Raw genomic sequence first — 19,613 nt, forward strand, 5'->3', positions numbered from 1 at the left:
TGAGCGGGTGGACATCGACATGTCGCAGGAGATCGATGTCGCCATCATCGGTGCCGGCTTCGCCGGTCTCGGGATGGCCACGCAACTCGCCCGTCGCGGCCGCGAATCCTTCGTCGTCCTCGAACGTGCCGACGCGGTGGGCGGCACCTGGCGCGACAATGTCTACCCCGGCATCGCCTGTGACATCCCCGCACACCTGTACTCGTTCTCGTTCCGTCCGCCGGCCGACTGGGCCTCGCGGTATCCGAGTGGGCACGAGATCCGCGACTACCTCGAGCTGACCGTCGCCGAAGAGGGCCTGGCCGAGCACATCCTGCTGAACTGCGAACTGCGGCAGGCGGCCTGGGACGAGGCCGCGGCCCGCTGGATGATCACCGCAGGCAACGGTGACGGACCGGGCCGGGCGTTCCGCGCGCGTAGTCTCGTCCTCGCCGTCGGCCGGTTGTCGGAGGCGAAGATCCCCGACATCGAGGGTCTCGGCCAATTTCCCGGTCAGGTCGTCCACACGGCGGCCTGGCACGACGACGTCGCCGTCGACGGTGCCCGGGTCGGTGTCGTGGGAACCGGTGCGTCGGCGGTGCAGCTCATCCCGCACCTGGCCGACGCCGCCGAGGAACTCGTCGTGTTCTGCCGGACCGCTCCCTACGTGGTGCCGCGCGAAGACCGCCGGTACTCGGCCGACGAACGCGCCGCCCTACTCGATCCCGAGGTCGCCGGCGAGGTCCGCCACCGGCTCCTCACCGAGGCCGACGGGGCGTTCCGGCAGCGACTCGGCCTCCACCCCGACATCGACGAGATCCGGGCCCGCGCCCGCAACCATCTCCACGAGCAGGTCGACGATCCGGAGCTGCGTGACCACCTGACACCGGGTTACGAGATCGGTTGCAAGAGAATCCTTCTCAGCGACGACTTCTATCCTGCGTTGCAGCGGCCGAACGTGGTGTTCGAGCCGAGTGCGCTGGAGTCCATCACCGAGTCCAAGGCCACCGCGCGCAGCGGACGCACCTTCGACCTCGACCTCCTCGTCATGGCAACGGGTTTCGAGTCCGCGCGTCCGCCGGCCGCGAGCCGGGTCGTCGGCCGCGCGGGACTGCACCTCGCCGAGCACTGGTCATCGGGCATGACCTCGTATGCCTCGACCGTCGTCAGCGGATTCCCGAACATGTTCGTGCTCGACGGGCCGAACGCGGCGCTGGGCCACAACTCGGCGATCTACATGATCGAGACGCAGCTCGACTACGTGCTCGGTGCGCTGGAGTTCATGGGCGACACCGACGTCCGGGCACTCGAGGTCTCGGCCGAGGCCGAGGCCGCCTACACCCGCGAGATCGACGAGCGCAGCGCGTCGACCGTGTGGCTGACCGGTTGCGACAGTTGGTATGTCGACCCGGAGAGCGGCCGCCTGACGCTGCTGTGGCCGGGGACCGCGGCGTCGTTCCGAGAACGCAACGGCACGTTCGATCCCGCGCCCTATCTGACCATCCTCGATTCATCGGAGGGGGAACGATGACCGACCTCAGCATCCCCGTGGTGCGGACCGAACCGGTGGAAAGTGTTGCCGGGGAACGTCCTTCACGTGAGGCGATCGATGCCGCCCTTGCCGCCGCCGAGGCCCGGGAGTCGATCGACATCGACCGGGCCGTCACGCTCCTGTCCTGTGCCGGAGAGGATCTCGTGCGCCTGCAGTCGCTCGCCGGCGCGATCCGCGACGAGGGGCTCGCCGCGGTCGGCCGGCCGCGGCAGGTCACCTACTCGCGCAAGGTGTTCATCCCGCTGACCCGTCTGTGCCGGGACCGGTGTCACTACTGCACCTTCGTGACCGTGCCCGGCAAACTCGCCCGCGCCGGCGAGGGGTTGTACCTCGAAGTCGACGAGGTCGTCGACCTCGCCCGCCGCGGAGCCGACCTCGGTTGCAAGGAAGCCCTGTTCACGCTCGGTGACCGTCCCGAGGATCGGTGGCCGGAGGCCCGCGAATGGCTGGCCGAGCGCGGATACTCGTCGACCCTCGACTACGTCCGTGCGGCCGCGGTGGCCGTGCTGACCGAGACCGGCCTGCTGCCGCATCTGAACCCCGGGGTGATGAGCCTCGAGGAGCTCCTGCACCTGCGGCCGGTGGCCCCGTCGATGGGCATGATGCTCGAGACCACGTCGCGTCGTCTTTTCACCGAGAAGGGGCAACCACACTACGGCAGCCCGGACAAGGACCCGCTGGTCCGCATGCAGGTGCTCCGCGACGCCGGTGCCGCGCGAGTCCCGTTCACGACCGGCATCCTCGTCGGGATCGGCGAATCACTCCACGAGCGAGCCGAATCCCTGCTCGCGATCGCGGAGGTGCAGGCCGCGGGCGGCCACATCCAGGAAGTGATCGTGCAGAACTTCCGGGCCAAGCCCGACACCGCGATGCGATCCAACCCCGATGCGGAGATGAGTGAGTTCCTGGCGGCGGTGGCCGTCGCACGTATAGTGCTCGGGCCGCACATGCGGGTGCAGGCACCGCCGAACCTGGTGTCGCCGGCCGAATGCGCCGCGCTCATCGCCTCCGGAATCGACGACTGGGGCGGGGTGTCGCCGCTGACTCCCGACCACGTGAACCCCGAACGTCCCTGGCCCAACCTGGATGCGCTCGCTGCGCGGACCGCGGAGTCGGATTTCGTTCTCACCGAACGCATCACCGCGCAACCGACGTATGTGCTCGACGCCGCGGACTGGATCGACCCGGCCCTCACGCAGCATGTCGCCGCGTTGGCAGACCCGGCGACGGGCCTCGCCGTGGACACGCGGCCGGTGCCGCGGCCCTGGCCGGCCGTCGCCTAGCGGAGCACCGGCGCGAGCGCCTCGTACCCGCCGATCACGTCGGTTGCGCGATGCAGCCCGAGGTCCTGCAAGGCGGCTGCGGCGAGGCTCGACGTATAACCCTGCTGGCACAGGATGATCCACCGCACGTCGTGGTCGACGGCCTCGGGGATTCGGGCATCGCTGGCGGGATCGCACCGCCATTCGAGGACGTTCCGCTCGATGACGAGCGCCAGATCCGTCTCGCCCTCCTGGGCTCGCTGGGCGGCCGGCCGGATGTCGACGAGGACCGCTCCGTCCTCGAGTTCGGCGGGGACCGATGCGGCGTCGATGCGCTGCAGTCGTGAGCGTGCCTCGGCGAGGACGTCGTCGATGGTGCGTGGAGTCGGCTTGCCGCTCATTCGGGTTCGTCGGTCAGGATCGTGCGGGTACGACGCAGATGGCCGGCGTCGGCCACCTCGTAGTAGGACATCGCGGTGAGCGGCGGGGAGTAGGCGTGGACGCTGAGCGTCGGCCCGGCGACCCGGGTCGTCGGGTTCTTCACGACGTCGTGGACCCACCCGAGAGGGAAGGCCGCCTGGTCGCCGGCGTCAAGGACGCGCACAGCCAGATCGTCCCCCGTCCAGTGGTACTCCCGCAAGGACCCCGAGAGGACGGTCAGTGCGCCGAGCGAACCGGCGTGGTCGTGGAGTTCGGTGGCTTCGCCGGGCGTCCAGCTGATGAGCCAGACGTCGAGATCGTCGTCGGCGTAGAGGCGCGTCGACCAGCGGTGCGTGGTGTCCCATTCGGTGGGGAGCAGGGCGTCGTGCCGGCCGTCGAGGACATCGGCGACACCCTGGTCGGTGATGCGCAGCAGGTCGGCGGGACGCAGATGCGTCGGCAGGTGGGTCCGCGGGCGCGGTGCGTCGGCCGCCACCCGAGTCCGGGCGAGGTGAGGGACGTTCGGCGAGCGAAGAGAGGCAGACGTGGTGCGGGCAAGGGTCGAGGTCATGAAGAGATCCTTGAGGGGAATGGATGTGTGGGTCGGGAGCCGAGGATCAGCGACAGCGCATGCACATGTCCCGCGACGCCGGCTCGAGCCACGACACAGCGCAGAGGCTGGTGCGAGGGCGGCCCACAGCGACCGGATTCACGACGAACATGCCGCCGAGGATGCCCGACGGATCGGCGCTCGTCGAGAATTGTCGGCACACTGAGCGAAAGTCCGAGTGTCGACGCGAAACGGGGGCGGGTGGCCTGCGACGTCGACTCGGGTTCGATGTGACCGTTCGACCCGTCCGTGATGTGATTCTCGTTACAGCAGGGCCTTCTGCGCGCCCTGGAGCCGGGGGTGATTTCGTCGTGGGCACCGCCGGGGCGGATACTCTGGGTTGCGGTTCGACCAGCCCTCGGACCGCAACCGGCGCCGACGCCGGAGAGTCGTTCGACGCCGAACTGATCCTCCGCCTCGCGCCGACAACGATCTTCCTAGCGAAGGAGTGAGTGGTGACCTACATCATCGCGGAGCCTTGCGTCGATGTCCTGGACAAGGCTTGCGTGGAGGAATGCCCCGTCGACTGCATCTACGAGGGTGGACGCATGCTCTACATCCAGCCGGATGAGTGCGTCGACTGCGGTGCGTGCGAGCCGGTGTGCCCGGTCGAGGCGATCTTCTACGAGGACGATGTCCCGGATGAGTGGGAACCCTACGTCAGCGCCAACGCCGACTTCTTCGACGACCTCGGCTCGCCCGGTGGCGCGAGCAAGGTCGGCAAGACCGACGCCGACCCGGCGTTCATCAAGGGCCTGCCGCCCATGAACGAAGAAGACTGACAGCCCGACGACTCACCGTCTTCGAAGTAGACCGCCCGGACGGATAGGACTGACCTCGCAGTGAGCACTCCCACCTCTCGCGCAGCAGCGCCGCTGCGTGTGTCGGCGACGCGCGTGAGCGGTCGGCTGCCCGATTTCCCGTGGGACACCCTCGCGGGTGCCAAGGCCACGGCGCAGTCCCATCCCGACGGCATCGTCGACTTGTCGGTCGGCACGCCGGTGGATCCGGTGCCGGAGCTGATCCGAAACGCCCTCGCCGACGCCTCCGGGTTCCCGGGGTATCCGACGACCATCGGCACCACCGAGCTGCGCGAGGCCGCTGCCGAGTCGCTTGTCCGCCGCCACGGCGTCACCAACCTCGACCAGTCGGGCATCCTCCCGGTCATCGGCACCAAGGAGGCGATCGCCGGCCTGGCGTCGACCTTCGGTCTCGGCCCGGGCGACGACGTGGTGATCCCGGAGGTCGCCTACCCGACCTACGAGGTCAGTGCGTTGCTGGCCGGTGCCCGCGCCATCCGGGCCGACTCGACCGTCGCCCTCGGCCCGATGAACCCGGCGCTGATGTTCATCAACTCGCCGTCGAACCCGACCGGCAAGATCCTCGGCGTCGACCACCTGCGCAAGGTCGTCGGCTGGGCGCGCGAACGCGGCACCGTCGTGGTGTCCGACGAGTGCTACCTGGGGCTGAGCTGGGAGGGTGAGTCGCTCTCGATCCTCGACCCGCGGGTCTGCGACGGCGACCACACCGGTCTGCTCGCGGTGCACTCGCTGTCGAAGATCTCCAACCTCGCGTCCTACCGGGCAGGTTTCTTCGCGGGCGACACCGAGCTCATCGCCGAACTGCTCGCGGTTCGCAAGCACGCCGGCTTCATGCTGCCCTTCCCGATTCAGGGTGCGATGACCGCAGCACTCCGCGACGACACGCACGTCTACGAACAGCGTGAGCGCTACGCGGCTCGGCGTCGTACTCTGCTCGCCGCAGTGCAGTCGGCCGGTTTCCGCGTCGACCACTCCGAGGCCGGCCTGTACCTCTGGGCCACCCGCGACGAGCCGTGCCGCGATACCGTGGCCTGGCTCGCCGACCGCGGAATCCTCTGCGCCCCCGGCGATTTCTACGGACCGGCAGGGGAGAAGCACGTCCGCATGGCAATCACCGCCACGGACGAGCGCATCGCGGCCGCGGCCGCGCGACTCACCGCATGAACCCATCCCTTTCACGTGGAAACGCCACCCCGCGGGGTGGCGTTTCCAGGTAAAGAAGGCGGGTTTGCGGGGGCGTCAGTTGTGCTTGTGCAACGCCTCGTTGAGCGCGATGCCGTCGCCCTTCCACGGCACGACCTCGACCGCGCCGGTCAGGCTGTTGCGACGGAACAGCAGGTTCGACTGGCCCGCCAGGTCGCGCGCCTTGATCTGCGTGCCGTCCGGGCCGGTCACCTTGGTGCCGGCGGTGACGTAGAGACCGGCCTCGATGACGCAGTCGTCGCCGAGCGGGATGCCGCAGCCGGCGTTCGCGCCGAGCAGGCAGCGCTTGCCCAGCGAGATGATCTCCTTGCCGCCGCCGGAGAGCGTGCCCATCGTCGACGCGCCGCCGCCGATGTCGGAGCCGTCGCCCACGACGACACCCGCCGAGATGCGACCCTCGACCATCGACGACCCGAGAGTGCCTGCGTTGAAGTTCACGAAGCCCTCGTGCATCACCGTGGTGCCGGCGGCCAGGTGGGCGCCGAGACGGATGCGGTCGGCGTCACCGATGCGGACGCCGCCGGGGACGACGTAGTCGACCATGCGCGGGAACTTGTCGATCGAGTACACGGTGACCGGACCGCGGGCGCGCATCTTGGCGCGCACCGACTCGAAGTTCTCGATCGCGCACGGACCGTGATTGGTCCAGACGACGTTGGTGAGCATCCCGAAGATGCCCTCGAGGTTCGCGCCGTGCGGCTCGATGAGCCGGTGGGAGAGCAGGTGGAGTCGGAGGTAGACGTCGTAGGCGTCGACCGGGGCGACCGACAGGTCGGCGATGCCGGTGCGGACCGCGACGGTCTTGACGCCGCGGGCCTCGTCGACACCGACCAGTTCGCGCAGTTCCGCCGGTGTCGACTCCTCGTCGAGGACGACGGTCTCGGCGGTCTCGACGCCGTCGAGTTCGGGTGCGGGGAACCAGACGTCGAGCACGACTCCCGGAGTCGACCCCCCGTCGATCACCGTTGCGATGCCAGTTGCGTGTGCGCCAGTAGTTGTCACGGCACCCGAGTCTAGGCGATCGGCCCGGGTGAACGACGCCGCGCCTCCCGCCGCCCGCCGCCGTCGGCGCATCGGGGCCGACGGGTGCCCGCCCGTCATCCGAATGGCTCAAAGTCCTGGTGGGGGCAGGTTCGGGGCTCGTATCGTCGCTGCCATGACCGGCCACGACCGACCTTCCCCACCCGCCCCGCGGCGCAGGCGTCGCTGGCCCTGGGTGCTCGGCGGCGTGGGCGTGCTGATCGTCGTCGCTGTCGCGGTCGCCGCGGTGATCTTCCAGCCGTGGCTGATCTTCGTCGACACCGAGGTCGACGACGAGATCCCGGTCGCCGTGACGCCGTCGACCTCGCAGGTCGGTCAACCGCCGCCCGCCGCGCCCGTCGTGCTGTCCGAAGGCCGGCTGATCAGCCACGAGCATTCGACCTCGGGAACCGTCACGATCATCGAGAAGCCGGACGGTACACGGGTTCTCGCCATCGAGGACCTCGACACCACCACCGGACCCGACGTCCACGTCTGGTTGTCGCAGGCCGAGGTCGTCGAAGGCTTCAGCGGTTGGCGGACCGCCGCCGATCCGCCCCACGTCGACCTCGGGACGATCAAAGGCAACAAGGGCAACCAGGTCTACGAGATCCCTGCCGACGTCGACCTCGACGCCTATCCCGCGGTGTTCCTGTGGTGTGTGAAGTTCAGCGTCTCCTTCGGCGCCGCCGAGCTGACCCCGCCGGCGGTGGGCTGAACCACATGCGGTTGGGGCTGGTCGTGACCACCGCTAACGTATGGACGTGAACACCGCACTCGACCTCGCCGCCGATCCCGTCGAACTGACCGCCGCCCTCGTCGACATCGAGAGCGAGTCGCGCAACGAGTCGGCCATCGCCGACGCGGTGGAAGCGGCACTGCGGGAACAGACGACGGGCTTCGAGATCCTCCGGCACGGCAACCGGGTACTCGCCCGCACCAACCGGGGGAAGGCGCAGCGCGTCATCCTCGCCGGGCACCTCGACACCGTGCCCGTCGCCGGCAATCTGCCGTCGCGACGCGAGAGGCATCCCGAGGAGGGCGACGTGCTGCACGGCTGCGGCACCGTCGACATGAAGTCGGGCGACGCCGTGTTCCTGCACCTCGCCGCGACGCTCGAGGATCCCGCCCACGACCTGACGCTGATCTTCTACGACTGCGAGGAGATCGCCGCCGAGTTCAACGGCCTCAACGACATCGAGCGGGAACTGCCGGAGTGGCTCGCCGGTGACGTCGCCATCCTCGGCGAACCCACCGCCGGTCTCATCGAGGCGGGTTGTCAAGGGACGCTGCGCGTTCGGCTCTCGACGTCGGGAACGCGATCGCACTCGGCCCGCTCGTGGATGGGGGACAACGCGATCCACAAGCTCGGGGGAGTGCTGACCACGCTGGCCGCCTACGAGCCGCGCCGCGTCGACATCGACGGCTGCGAGTACCGCGAGGGACTCTCGGCGGTCGGGCTCGGCGGCGGTGTCGCAGGCAACGTCATCCCCGACGCGGCGCACGTCGACGTGAACTTCCGCTTCGCCCCGGACCGTTCCGTCGAGCAGGCCCTCGACCACGTCGGCGAGGTCTTCGCCGCCGACCTCGCCGACGGCACGGTCACTCTCGAGGTCACCGACGCCGCGGCCGGTGCGCTCCCCGGCCTGGCCCACCCGGCGGCCGCCGCGCTCGTCGAGGCCGCGCAGGGACGCTTCCGCGCCAAGTACGGCTGGACCGACGTCTCACGGTTCTCCGCCCTCGGCATCCCCGCGGTGAACCTCGGGCCCGGCGACCCGAACCTCGCGCATCGTCGGGACGAGCGCGTCCCGGTCGAGCAGATCCGCACGGTCACCGAGCTGCTGCGCGCGTACCTGTCCTGAGCCCGGCCGACGCCGGCCGGGAGCCGCATCGCACGCTGCTAGCGTGAGCCGCATGTCGACCGATCCGGAACCTCTCGCCACCGACTCCGCCGCTGACGACGTCTGCTACGTCGGCCCCATCCGCATGCGGCCGGAGCAGCGCGGCAAGACCACGGACCGGCGGCTTCTCGAATGGGTCGACCCGCGCGATGCGGATCGTCGCGCCGAACGCACGATGCGCGACTCGTGGCGGGTCCTGCGCATCCAGTCGGAGTTCGTCGCAGGCTTCGACGCGATGAGCGAGGTCGCCGAGGCGGTGACCGTGTTCGGCTCGGCCCGGCTGAAGCCGGATTCGCCGGAGTACGCACTCGGCGTGCGCGTGGGTCGTGCGCTCGGCGAGGCCGGCTACGCGGTGATCACCGGCGGCGGGCCCGGCGCGATGCAGGCGGCCAACCAGGGTGCGCACGAGGCGGGTGCCCAGTCGATCGGCCTGAACATCGAGCTGCCCTTCGAACAGGGCCTCAACCCCTGGGTCGACCTCGGCATGAACTTCCGCTACTTCTTCGTCCGCAAGACGATGTTCGTGAAGTACGCGCAGGCCTTCGTCTGCCTGCCGGGCGGCATGGGCACGCTCGACGAGCTGTTCGAGGCGCTCACCCTGGTACAGACCAAGAAGGTGGTGCGATTCCCGATCGTGTTGGTGTGCAGCGACTTCTGGGGCGGCCTGCTCGACTGGATGCGCGACGTGCTGGCTGCGCGCGGGATGATCTCGCCCGAGGACCTCGACCTGCTGACCGTCGTCGACGACCCGGACGACGTCGTCGCGACGATCGAGGCCGCCGCCCCGACGCAACCCGGCGTGAACCAGTCGGGAGTCGATGGCACGATTGCCCGGTGAGTGCCGTCTGTGTCTACTGTGCGTCCGGTCCCGTCGAGCAACGCTTCCTCGATCTCGCCTCCGAGGTGGGGGCGGCGCTCGCGCGTGCCGGTCACGTCGTCGTCTCCGGCGGCGGCAACGTCTCGATGATGGGTGCGCTGGTCACGTCGGCGCGCGCGGCGGGCGGCAACACCATCGGCATCATCCCGAAGGCGCTGATCGAGCGCGAGGTGGCCGACCTCGGGTCCGACGAACTCGTCATCACCGAGACCATGCGTGAGCGCAAACGCATCATGGACGAGCGTGCCGACGGTTTCATCACGCTCCCCGGGGGTATCGGAACTCTCGAGGAGCTGTTCGAGACCTGGACGGGTGGGTACCTGGGCATGCACGAGAAGCCGGTGGTCCTGCTCGACCCTTTCGATTTCTACGCGCCGCTCCTCGGCTGGCTGCGAGAGTTGTCGACAACCGGTTTCGTCTCCCAGCGGTCGTTGGATCGACTGCTGGTCACGGCCTCTGTCGACGAGGCGATCGAGTTGGCGACACAGCGGTAGAAACTTCCTACCGGCCGGTAAGGTGGCGCGGTGAGTGCGCGGGGCACTCACGACGCCCAGCGGAGAGCGGAGGCCACATGCCAGAGACCCAGCCCAAGGACGTCCAGACGGACTCGACGACAGACGGTTCGAATCAGGACACGGTGAAGACGGTCGGGGTGGGGGATCTCCTGCGCGGCGTGGCCAGGATGGCGCCACACGCGACCGGGATGATCAAGCACGCGCCGGGCCTGATCCGGCGGCCGCCGGAAGCGAAGAAGACGATCGGCTCGGTCTTCCAGAAGCATGCGAGTGCCCATCCGGACCGCCCGTTCGTCCGGTTCGAGGGCCGCACGACCACCTACGGCGAGGCCAATCGCCGGGTGAACCGTTACGCCGCAGTTCTTTCCGAGGCCGGTGTGGGCAAGGGTGACGTGGTCGCCCTGCTCTCCAAGAACAACACCACCGATCTGCTGCTGATGCTCGCGACGGTGAAGCTCGGCGCGATCGCCGGAATGCTGAACTACAACCAGCGCGGCGAGGTCCTCGAGCATTCGGTCAAGCTGCTCGGGGCCAAGGTCCTCGTCCACGACCCGGACTGTGCCGAGGCCTTCGAGTCGATCCCGGAGTCGGCGCTGCCCGACCATGTCTTCGACTTCGCCGAGTTCGACGCGGCCGCCGAGGGCAAGGCGGACACCGACCCGGAGGTCACCGCACAGCTGCCGGCCTCGACCAAGGCCTTCTACATCTTCACCTCGGGCACGACCGGGATGCCCAAGGCCAGCGTGATGAGCCACAACCGATGGCTGGCCAGCTTCTCCGGTATCGGCGGTCTCGCGGTCCGCCTGCGCCACAGCGACACCATGTACGTGCCGCTGCCGCTCTACCACAACAACGCACTGTCGGTGTCCCTGTCGTCGGTGCTCGCGTCGGGGGCATGCTTCGCGATCGGCAAGTCGTTCTCGGCGTCGAAGTTCTGGGACGACGTGATCCTCAACCGCGCCACCGCCTTCTGCTACATCGGTGAGTTGTGCCGCTACCTGCTGGCGCAGCCGGAGAAGCCCACAGATCTGCAGCACTCGGTGCACACCGTGGTCGGAAACGGGATGCGCCCCGACATCTGGGACGAATTCCGTGAGCGGTTCGGCGTGGACCGCGTTGTCGAGTTCTACGGCGCAAGCGAGCTCAACCTCGCCTTCGTCAACGCCTTCACCGTCGACAAGACGGCCGGGTTCTGCCCTCTGCCGTACAAGATCGTGGAGTACGACGAGGAGGGCAATCCCAAGCGCGACTCCGAGGGCCGACTGACCGAGGTCGGCAAGGGCGGTACGGGCCTGCTGCTCGCGCAGATCTCCAACCGGGTGCCGGTCGACGGCTACACCGACGAGGAGGAGACCGAGAAGAAGATCGTGCGCGACGCCTTCAAGGAGGGGGACTCGTACTTCAACTCGGGCGACCTCGTCCGCGATCAGGGCTTCGCGCACATCGCCTTCGTCGACCGCCTCGGCGACACCTTCCGCTGGAAGGGCGAGAACGTGGCCACCACCGAGGTGGAGGGTGCCGTCGACTCATACGACGCGGTGGCCCAGTCGGTGGTCTACGGCGTCGAGGTACCCGGCACCGATGGCCGCGCCGGGATGGTGGCGATCAAGCTGCGCGACGGTGCCGACCTCGACCCGAAGCGGCTCGCCGAACACCTCTACAAGGCGCTGCCGTTCTATGCGGTGCCGCTGTTCGTGCGGATCGTCGACGACTTCGAGCAGACTTCGACGTTCAAGAACCGTAAAGTCGAACTCCGTAAGGAAGGTTATGCCGACGCCGAGGCCGATCAGGTCTACGTGCTGGTCGGCAAGGAGAAGGGCTACGTGGAGTACTACGAGGATTACCCCGACGACGTGGCAGCCGCCAAGGTCCCCAAGGGATGACCGTTTCGCCGACCCTGTGCGGTCGTCCGGTGGCCGTCGACCGTGCGCTGGTCATGGCGATCGTCAACCGCACCCCTGACTCCTTCTACGACCGTGGCGCCAGCTTCGACGACACCGCTGCACAGCGGCGCGTCGACCAGGTGGTCGCCGAAGGTGCCGACATCATCGATGTCGGCGGGGTGAAGGCAGGGCCCGGCGAAGAGGTCGACGCGATGACCGAGGCGGCTCGCGTGGTGCCGATGATCTCGTGGATCCGGGAGCGCCACCCGGATGTGCTGATCAGCGTCGACACCTGGCGCAGCGAGGTCGCCGACCAGGCGTGCGCGGCGGGGGCCGACCTCATCAACGACACGTGGGCCGGAGTCGACCCCGAGGTCGTCGCGGTCGCGGCCGAACGGGGTGCGGGGATCGTGTGTTCGCACACCGGCGGTGCCGTCGTCCGGACCCGCCCGCACCGCGTCTCCTACGGCGATTCCGTCGACGCGGTGGTGGCCGACGTGCTCGACGAGGTGACCGGGGCGGCGGAGCGGGCCCTGGCAGCGGGCGTACATCGAGACGCGATCGTTATCGACCCGACGCATGATTTTGGCAAGAACACTCACCACGGGCTCGCACTGTTACGCCGTGTAAAAGATCTTGTTAATACGGGTTGGCCGGTCCTGATGGCGCTGAGCAACAAGGACTTTGTGGGGGAGACTCTGGGTACAGACCTGGAGCAACGGTTGGAGGGAACCCTCGCCGCGACCGCTCTGGCCGCCGCCGAAGGCGCCCGGATCTTTCGCGTACACGAGGTCGCCGCCACCCGTCGTGTGGTCGACATGGTCGCTGCCATCGCGGGAACGAGACCGCCCGCCCGAACAGTCAGGGGACTTGCATGACCAAGCAGAAGCGACGTAACCCCATCGGTCGCGACAAGGCCGCCGTCTGGCCGACGCCGGCCGAGGCGCTCGGTACCAAGCGGCAGTGGTCGGCGACCCACACCTGGGAGCAGCCGGACTGGACCATCGACGAACTCGTCGCCGCCAAGGACGGACGCACCGTTTCGGTGGTGCTGCCCGCCCTGAACGAGGAGGAGACCGTCGCCGACGTGATCGCCTCGATCATGCCCCTGTACGGCACGCTCGTCGACGAACTGATCGTCCTGGACTCGGGCTCCACCGATGCCACCGCCGAGCGTGCGCTCGCGGCCGGTGCGCAGGTCATCAGCCGTGAGGAGGCGGTGCCCGAGCTCGAACCCGTCAAGGGCAAGGGTGAGGTGCTGTGGCGTTCGATCGCCGCGACCACCGGCGACATCATCGCCTTCGTCGACTCCGACCTCATCGACCCGGACCCCATGTTCGTGCCGAAGATGCTCGGCCCGCTCCTGGTGAACCCGGAGATCCACTTGGTGAAGGGCTACTACCGCCGTCCGCTGCGTACCGGCGGCACCCAGGACGCCAACGGCGGCGGCCGCGTCACCGAACTCGTCGCCCGCCCACTGCTGGCCTCCCAGAAGCCCGACCTCACCGCGGTCCTGCAGCCGCTCGGCGGTGAATACGCCGGCACCCGCGAGATGCTGTCGTCGGTGCCGTTCGCGCCCGGCTACGGCGTGGAGATCGGTCTCCTCATCGACACCTACGATCGGTACGGCCTCGGCGGCATCGGACAGGTCAACCTCGGCGTCCGCACCCACCGCAACCGTCCACTCATCGAGCTCGGCGTCATGAGCCGGCAGATCGTCGGCACGCTGATGCGCCGATGCGGCATCGAGGACTCCGGCGTCGGACTCACCCAGTTCACCGCCGAGCCCGACGGCTCGTTCACCCCGCACACCACCGAGGTCTACCTGGAGGACCGTCCCCCGATGAACACCCTCCGCTCCATCGACTCCAAGGTGATGGCCTCCTAGGCGACTTCGTCCGGGAACCGACCACTCCTCGACTCCGGCGACACGTGACACGCCCCTCCGCGTGACGCAGTGTCGCCGGTGTCGTGTGCGGACCGGTCGTCCGACGAGACGGCCAGGTGCCGCGAGGGCCGCCCGACGCCGGTCTGTCAGGATGGGACGTATGCAGACCCTGCTGCTGTACCTGCTGATCATGGCGCTCGTCGCCGGGGCAGTGTTCGCCATCGTCTGGTTCGTCTTCGGGCGCGGGGAGGAACTCCCCCCGGTCGAACCCGGCACCACCCTCACCCGTCTGCCGACGGTCGGGATCAGTGGCGACGACGTCCGGGCGCTGCGCTTCATGCAGACGTTCCGGGGCTACAAGCAATCCGAGGTCGACTGGGCGCTCGCGCGTCTCGCGCGCGAGGTCGACGACCTCCGAACGGTCATCGCGCGTCTCCGCGAGCGCGAGTCGGGGACAGGTGTGACCCCCGGCACGACGGGCGTTCCCGACGTTGCCGCAGAGGGTGTCGACAACCCCGAGAACGGCCGGGATCAGGCGGTTTACGACGATCAGGACCCCAATCCCGCCTCGCGCGAAGCAGGTCCGTCGACAGCCATCGACAGGTAGTCGGGGCACCTCGGAACAGAGCTTGTGTCGCGCACTCGCATTCGATCGAGACGACGACACGTATCATGTTCGAAGCAGGACACTGTGAAGGGAGCTTGAGAATGGCGGCAATGAAGCCACGTACTGGGGACGGCCCCCTCGAAGCGGCCAAGGAAGGGCGTGGAATCGTTGTCCGGATTCCGATCGAGGGCGGAGGTCGCCTCGTCGTCGAGCTGACCGCCGACGAAGCCGCCGCACTGGGTGAGGAACTCCGCGGGGTCACCGGCTGAACGGAGATCTCGCCGACGTCGTCGAGCTGCTTCGATGCCCGGTGTGTGCCGGGGCTTTCGAGACCGCGCCGCCCGGGACCGGGCACGACGAGACTTCCCCGGCAGGAGCCGGGTCCGGGCCGTCACCGCGTGGAGGATCACTCCGCTGCGGTGGCGGTCATTCCTTCGACGTCGCCAAGCAGGGTTACGTCTCGCTGCTCGACGGACGTTCGGGTTCACTGCGTGCCGACACCGCGTCCATGGTCGCGGCCCGCGCACGTGTCCACGACGCCGGATTCTTCACGCCGGTGCTCGACGCGGTGGCCGACCGGGCATGCGAATTCGGTGCCGGCGTGGACAAACCCGTCGTCCTGGACGCGGGAGCCGGTGGCGGCCACTACCTTCGCGCCGCGGTCTCCGCGCTGGCCGAATCATCTGCGGTCGAGGCACGGGGAATAGGCATCGACCTCTCCAAGTTCTGTGCGCGGGCGATCTCCCGCGGCACCCCACGTCGCGCGGCGATCGTCGCCGACATCTGGCGCGGCCTACCGATCGCCGATGACGCTGTCACCGTTGCGCTCTCGGTGTTCGCACCACGCAATGCCGCCGAGTTCGCGAGGGTACTGCAGCCCGGCGGAGGCCTCGTCGTCGTCAGCCCGGCCGCAGATCATCTCGCCGAGATCATCGAACCGATGCAGATGCTGCGCGTCGACTCCGGCAAATCCGAACGACTGCAGGCCGCCTTCGCCGACGGATTCGAGGTAGTCGACTCGTCTCCGATCCGTTCCGTCACCGAACTCGACGCACAGACCGTGGGCGACCTCGTGGCGATGGGCCCGTCGGCCTTCCACGCCGACGACGCCGACATTCGCTCGCGTGCAGAGGCATTGGTAGGGGACGGCACGGTCGATGTGACGCTGTCGGTCGTCGTCACGACCTGCCGGCCGACCGTCCGGAGCTGACCGCCTGCTGCGCGGGCGGTGCGTCAGCGCAGTGCGGAGCGGTACACCCCGAGGGTCTGTTCGGCAATCGTCGCCCAGGAGAACTCGGCCTCGGCACGTTCGCGGCCGGCCACACCCATCGCCGTTGCCATGACCGGATCGGCGACGACGGCGTTGACCGTCTGGGCGAGATCGTGCTCGAAGGCCTGTGGATCGACGGGGTCATACGGCACCAGCCGGCCGGTGACGTGATCGCGAACCACCTCGGGGATGCCGCCGACCTCCGACGCCACGACCGCGGTCCCGCAGGCCATGGCCTCCAGGTTCACGATGCCCAGCGGTTCGTACACCGACGGACACACGAAGACCGATGCCGCGGTGAGGATCTCGCGGATTCTGGGGAGCGGGAGCATCTCCCGGACCCAGTGCACACCGGGCCGGGATGCGGACAGCTTGCCGACCGCCGACTCGACCTCGGCGCCGATTTCCGGGGTGTCGGGCGCACCGGCGCAGAGCACCAGCTGGACGTCGGGGTCGAAGTCGTGGGCGGCCGTGACAAGATGTGCGACACCCTTCTGCCTGGTGATGCGCCCGACGAAGGCGACGATCGGGCGCCGGGGATCGACGCCCAGCGCGGCCAGCGTCGACTCCGGTCCGAAGGGGTCGTCGACGGGATACCACTGGGTGGTGTCGATGCCGTTGCGCACCACGTGGACCCGCTCGGGATCCAGCCGCGGGTAGGTGTTGCAGACGTCGTTGCGCATGCCCGAGCTCACCGCGATCACCGCGTCGGCGTATTCGACCGCGTTGCGTTCGACCCAGCTCGACACCCGGTAGCCACCGCCGAGTTGCTCCGCCTTCCACGGGCGTGAAGGTTCCAGTGAATGTGCCGTGAGGATGTGCGGTACGCCGTACAGCTGCGCGGCGACGTGTCCGGCGAGCCCGGTGTACCAGGTGTGGGAGTGCACGACTTCGGCGCCTTCGGCTCCGACAGCCATGCGCAGGTCGGCGGAGAGTGTCGTGATCGCCGCATTCGCACCGGCCAAGCCCGGATCCGGTGAATAGACCGCTGCGGTGTCGCGTTCGGCGCCCATGCAGTGCACGTCGACGGTCGCGAGATCTCGTAGGTGGCGGACCAATTCGGTGACGTGTACACCGGCGCCGCCGTACACCTCGGGCGGATACTCCCGTGTCATCATCGCCACCCTCATGATGACGACGCTAGTGGCATCGCGGGCAGTTCGCCATCGCTGTGCGAACACGGCCGCGAATCCGTTGGTGCCGTCATCTGGCCGAGGCTCTCGATCGCGGTTAAGTTGGGGGAGTGAGATCACAGCCGCACGTCCTCGGCATCGTCCTCGCAGGCGGCGAAGGTAAACGCCTCTACCCGCTGACGATGGACCGGGCCAAGCCTGCGGTGCCCTTCGGCGGTGCCTACCGGCTCATCGACTTCGTGCTGTCGAACCTGGTCAACGCCGGATACGAGCGCATTTGCGTGCTGACGCAATACAAATCGCATTCGCTGGACCGGCACATCTCGCAGACCTGGTGGACGTCGGGTTTCCACGGCGAATACATCACGCCGGTGCCCGCGCAGCAGCGCCTCGGGCCCCGCTGGTACACCGGCAGCGCCGACGCGATCTTTCAGTCGATGAACCTCATCACCGACGAACAGCCCGAGTACATCGTGGTCTTCGGCGCCGATCACGTGTACCGCATGGACCCGTCGCAGATGGTCGAGGCGCACATCGCATCCGGTGCCGATGTCACCGTCGCCGGCATCCGCGTACCGCGTGCGGAGGCGGTCGCCTTCGGCTGCATCGACTCCGACGCCTCCGGCAAGATCACCCGTTTCCTGGAGAAGCCCGCGGACCCGCCCGGCACGCCGGACGACCCGGACTCGACCTTCGCCTCGATGGGCAACTACGTGTTCACCACCGAGGCACTCGTCGAGGCGCTGCGCGAAGACGCCGCCGACTCCGACTCCGACCACGACATGGGTGGCGACATCATCCCGGCGTTCGTCGCCCGCGACACCGCCTACGTCTACGACTTCAAGGACAACGAGGTGCCCGGCGCGACCGAGCGCGACAAGGGTTACTGGCGCGACGTCGGCACCCTCGACGCGTTCTACGAGGCGCACATGGATCTCGTGTCCGTGCACCCGATCTTCAACCTCTACAACGGCCGCTGGCCGATCCGTGGCGAGACGCACAACCTGCCGCCGGCCAAGTTCGTCCAGGGCGGCGTGGCCGAGGACTCGGTGGTCGGTTCGGGCTGCATCATCTCGGGTGGGACGGTACGCAATTCGGTCCTGTCGTCGAACGTCGTCGTCGAGGACGGGGCGACCATCGAGGGCAGCGTCCTCATGCCGGGCGTACGCATCGGCAAGGGGGCGGTCGTCCGCAAGGCGATCCTCGACAAGAACGTCGTCGTCGGCGACGGTGAGCAGCTCGGCGTCGACCCCGACGCCGACCGGGAACGGTTCTCCGTCAGCACCGGTGGCGTCGTGACGGTCGGCAAGGGGATTCGGGTCTAGCGCCGAACTTCTGCTCCCTGAGGTGCGAGCGGAGCGAGCCACGAAGACATCCCAGGGGTGCAAGGTGTCAAGCGGCGAGGTTTGCGCGGTGGCCCCAGGCGGTGTGTTCGTCGTAAAGAGTGTGGTGGGCCAGGCAGCCGTGGAGGATGCCGATGAGCCGGTTGGCCAATGCTCGTTGGGCTTGTGTGTGGGTCTTGTTCTGGGCTTTGAGGTTGTCGTAGTAGGCGCGGGCGCCGACACTGCCGGTCAACGCGCTTTGTGCCATTGCCATGGCGGCGTCGTTGAGTCGGGTGTTGCGGATGTGCCGGGCCAACACGACGTGACCTTTACCCGAGGCGATGGTTCTTGGTGAGGTACCGGCGTAGTTTCTGCGAGACTTGGCGGTGGCATAGCGTTCGGGGTCATCCCCGAACTCGCCGAGCATCCGGGCGCCGATGGTTTCACCGATTCCGGGCATGGACAGGTAGATCGCGGCGTCCGGATGCGTGTCAAAAGACTGGTTGAGAGTGGTTTCGAGCTGGACGATCTGAGTGTTCAATGCCGTGAGCATCTCCACTGTTGCGGTCACCGTCGCCGCATATGCGGCGACCAGCTGCGGTGGCGCGGTCAGATGGCCGGAGGCACCTAGCGCCTGGTGGATCTCGCGGGCTCGGGCGTCGATATTGCGTTGCCGGCCACCCTTTTTCAACGCCGACCGCAGTGCTGCCACCGACAGTCGCGCCCCCTGGTCGGGGGTGGGGGCCCGCCGAAGCACGCTGAGGGTGTCGCGGTGGGCCAGATCCCCGCCGAAGGCTTCGAGTGCGGCCGGGTAGTAGGCGTGCAGTTGGGCGTGCAGCACGTTTTGTTGTGCCGAGCGGGCCCACACCAGATTCTGATGGGTACGGGCCATCACCCGGATCGCGTCGGCTTCGGCACTGTCGTCGGCGACGAGTCGGTGGTTGTGGCGGTCGGTACGCACCAGATCGGCGAGGGTTTTCGCGTCGGCCTTATCGGATTTGGTGCCACCGACATGATGGCGATCGCGATAGCGGGAGACAGATCGTGGGTTGATCGCATACACCTGGTAGCCGGCGGCGACCAACGCGTCGACCCACATGCCGTGTTCGGTTTCGGTACCCGCCACCACCTGCTGCGGTTGATCGGCGAAGCGGGCGAGTAGGTCGTGCAGGGCGGTGATGCCGGCTGCTGATTCAGCACATCGGCGGGTGGCCAGGACGTTGCCGGTCTCATCCATCACGCACACGTCGTGGTGATCGGATGCCCAGTCGTTGCCCACGAAGATCATGTCGAACGCTCACCTCTTCTCCTCATAGCGAGTAGTTGCGATGTGAGCCCGAGGATCCCCTC

Annotated in this window: 20 protein-coding genes; 15 read left to right on the forward strand and 5 right to left on the reverse strand. The window is 68.2% G+C overall.

The annotated features are described in order from the left end of the window. Positions 1 to 19 precede the first annotated feature (19 nt). Both C5O27_RS10880 and cofG read left to right on the forward strand, forming a co-directional pair. Positions 20 to 1,510: a flavin-containing monooxygenase gene (locus C5O27_RS10880; RefSeq protein WP_127963819.1), complete on the forward strand. Its 1,491-nt coding sequence runs from the start codon at positions 20 to 22 to the stop codon at positions 1,508 to 1,510. Beyond that, the gene (cofG, locus tag C5O27_RS10885) at positions 1,507 to 2,814 is read left to right on the forward strand and encodes a 7,8-didemethyl-8-hydroxy-5-deazariboflavin synthase CofG (protein ID WP_127962702.1); all 1,308 of its coding nucleotides are present in this window, start codon (positions 1,507 to 1,509) and stop codon (positions 2,812 to 2,814) included. The genes C5O27_RS10880 and cofG overlap by 4 nt, the downstream gene beginning before the upstream one ends. On the opposite strand, the gene C5O27_RS10890 is transcribed toward cofG, so the two are convergent. After that, positions 2,811 to 3,194, reverse strand: a complete 384-nt coding sequence (locus tag C5O27_RS10890) for a rhodanese-like domain-containing protein (RefSeq protein WP_006359466.1) — start codon at positions 3,192 to 3,194, stop codon at positions 2,811 to 2,813. The two genes, cofG and C5O27_RS10890, sit on opposite strands and share 4 nt — an antisense overlap. Continuing rightward, entirely contained in the window at positions 3,191 to 3,784 is a 594-nt protein-coding gene (locus tag C5O27_RS10895) for a cysteine dioxygenase (RefSeq protein WP_127962703.1), read from the reverse strand. Before C5O27_RS10895 ends, C5O27_RS10890 begins: the two co-directional genes overlap by 4 nt. 491 nt (positions 3,785 to 4,275) lie before the next feature. Here C5O27_RS10895 and fdxA point away from each other — a divergent pair, with 491 nt between their 5' ends. Beyond that, the gene (gene fdxA / locus C5O27_RS10900) at positions 4,276 to 4,605 is read left to right on the forward strand and encodes a ferredoxin (protein ID WP_004019217.1); all 330 of its coding nucleotides are present in this window, start codon (positions 4,276 to 4,278) and stop codon (positions 4,603 to 4,605) included. A 60-nt stretch (positions 4,606 to 4,665) separates the two neighbouring features. Continuing rightward, positions 4,666 to 5,808: a succinyldiaminopimelate transaminase gene (gene dapC / locus C5O27_RS10905; protein ID WP_006359463.1), complete on the forward strand. Its 1,143-nt coding sequence runs from the start codon at positions 4,666 to 4,668 to the stop codon at positions 5,806 to 5,808. 75 nt (positions 5,809 to 5,883) lie between these two features. Here the strand turns inward: dapC and dapD are convergent, their stop codons facing one another. Then, positions 5,884 to 6,849: a 2,3,4,5-tetrahydropyridine-2,6-dicarboxylate N-succinyltransferase gene (gene dapD, locus C5O27_RS10910; RefSeq protein WP_127962704.1), complete on the reverse strand. Its 966-nt coding sequence runs from the start codon at positions 6,847 to 6,849 to the stop codon at positions 5,884 to 5,886. Between the two features lie 214 nt (positions 6,850 to 7,063). Here dapD and C5O27_RS10915 point away from each other — a divergent pair, with 214 nt between their 5' ends. From C5O27_RS10915 to C5O27_RS10960, 10 genes are all read left to right on the forward strand, one after another. Continuing rightward, positions 7,064 to 7,585, forward strand: a complete 522-nt coding sequence (locus C5O27_RS10915) for a DM13 domain-containing protein (protein WP_127963820.1) — start codon at positions 7,064 to 7,066, stop codon at positions 7,583 to 7,585. Between the two features lie 40 nt (positions 7,586 to 7,625). Beyond that, positions 7,626 to 8,729: a succinyl-diaminopimelate desuccinylase gene (gene dapE, locus C5O27_RS10920; protein WP_127962705.1), complete on the forward strand. Its 1,104-nt coding sequence runs from the start codon at positions 7,626 to 7,628 to the stop codon at positions 8,727 to 8,729. 52 nt (positions 8,730 to 8,781) lie between these two features. Then, entirely contained in the window at positions 8,782 to 9,606 is an 825-nt protein-coding gene (locus C5O27_RS10925) for an LOG family protein (RefSeq protein WP_127962706.1), read from the forward strand. Beyond that, entirely contained in the window at positions 9,603 to 10,139 is a 537-nt protein-coding gene (locus C5O27_RS10930) for an LOG family protein (RefSeq protein ID WP_006359458.1), read from the forward strand. The genes C5O27_RS10925 and C5O27_RS10930 overlap by 4 nt, the downstream gene beginning before the upstream one ends. A 77-nt stretch (positions 10,140 to 10,216) precedes the next feature. Beyond that, positions 10,217 to 12,043, forward strand: coding sequence for a long-chain-acyl-CoA synthetase (locus tag C5O27_RS10935; RefSeq protein ID WP_127962707.1), 1,827 nt, complete (start codon positions 10,217 to 10,219; stop codon positions 12,041 to 12,043). Next, on the forward strand, positions 12,040 to 12,921 hold the full coding sequence (gene folP / locus C5O27_RS10940; RefSeq protein ID WP_006359456.1) for a dihydropteroate synthase: 882 nt from the start codon (positions 12,040 to 12,042) through the stop codon (positions 12,919 to 12,921). The genes C5O27_RS10935 and folP overlap by 4 nt, the downstream gene beginning before the upstream one ends. Beyond that, positions 12,918 to 13,931, forward strand: a complete 1,014-nt coding sequence (locus tag C5O27_RS10945; protein WP_119032843.1) for a glucosyl-3-phosphoglycerate synthase — start codon at positions 12,918 to 12,920, stop codon at positions 13,929 to 13,931. Before folP ends, C5O27_RS10945 begins: the two co-directional genes overlap by 4 nt. 160 nt (positions 13,932 to 14,091) lie before the next feature. Next, complete coding sequence (locus C5O27_RS10950; protein WP_006359454.1) at positions 14,092 to 14,538, forward strand: DivIVA domain-containing protein; 447 nt, start codon at positions 14,092 to 14,094, stop codon at positions 14,536 to 14,538. Positions 14,539 to 14,639: 101 nt separating this feature from the next. Further along, the gene (locus C5O27_RS10955) at positions 14,640 to 14,807 is read left to right on the forward strand and encodes a DUF3117 domain-containing protein (protein ID WP_004019232.1); all 168 of its coding nucleotides are present in this window, start codon (positions 14,640 to 14,642) and stop codon (positions 14,805 to 14,807) included. A 41-nt stretch (positions 14,808 to 14,848) separates the two neighbouring features. Further along, positions 14,849 to 15,748 carry a putative RNA methyltransferase gene (locus tag C5O27_RS10960; RefSeq protein WP_244216629.1) on the forward strand — a complete coding sequence of 300 codons (900 nt, stop codon included), beginning with the start codon at positions 14,849 to 14,851 and terminating at the stop codon, positions 15,746 to 15,748. Positions 15,749 to 15,771: 23 nt separating this feature from the next. Here C5O27_RS10960 and glgA read toward each other — a convergent pair whose 3' ends face one another. Next, positions 15,772 to 16,938: a glycogen synthase gene (gene glgA / locus C5O27_RS10965; protein ID WP_208651467.1), complete on the reverse strand. Its 1,167-nt coding sequence runs from the start codon at positions 16,936 to 16,938 to the stop codon at positions 15,772 to 15,774. A 113-nt stretch (positions 16,939 to 17,051) separates the two neighbouring features. On the opposite strand from glgA, the gene glgC reads away from it, so the two are divergent. Continuing rightward, positions 17,052 to 18,266 (forward strand): glucose-1-phosphate adenylyltransferase, encoded by a 1,215-nt coding sequence (gene glgC / locus C5O27_RS10970; RefSeq protein WP_035751186.1) that lies wholly within the window; start codon positions 17,052 to 17,054, stop codon positions 18,264 to 18,266. A gap of 67 nt (positions 18,267 to 18,333) precedes the next feature. Here the strand turns inward: glgC and C5O27_RS10975 are convergent, their stop codons facing one another. Then, the gene (locus C5O27_RS10975; RefSeq protein ID WP_127962528.1) at positions 18,334 to 19,551 is read right to left on the reverse strand and encodes an IS110 family RNA-guided transposase; all 1,218 of its coding nucleotides are present in this window, start codon (positions 19,549 to 19,551) and stop codon (positions 18,334 to 18,336) included. Between the last annotated feature and the right edge of the window lie 62 nt (positions 19,552 to 19,613).

This window comes from Gordonia alkanivorans (assembly GCF_004011905.1).
In the GTDB taxonomy this organism is placed as follows: Bacteria; Actinomycetota; Actinomycetes; order Mycobacteriales; family Mycobacteriaceae; genus Gordonia; species Gordonia alkanivorans.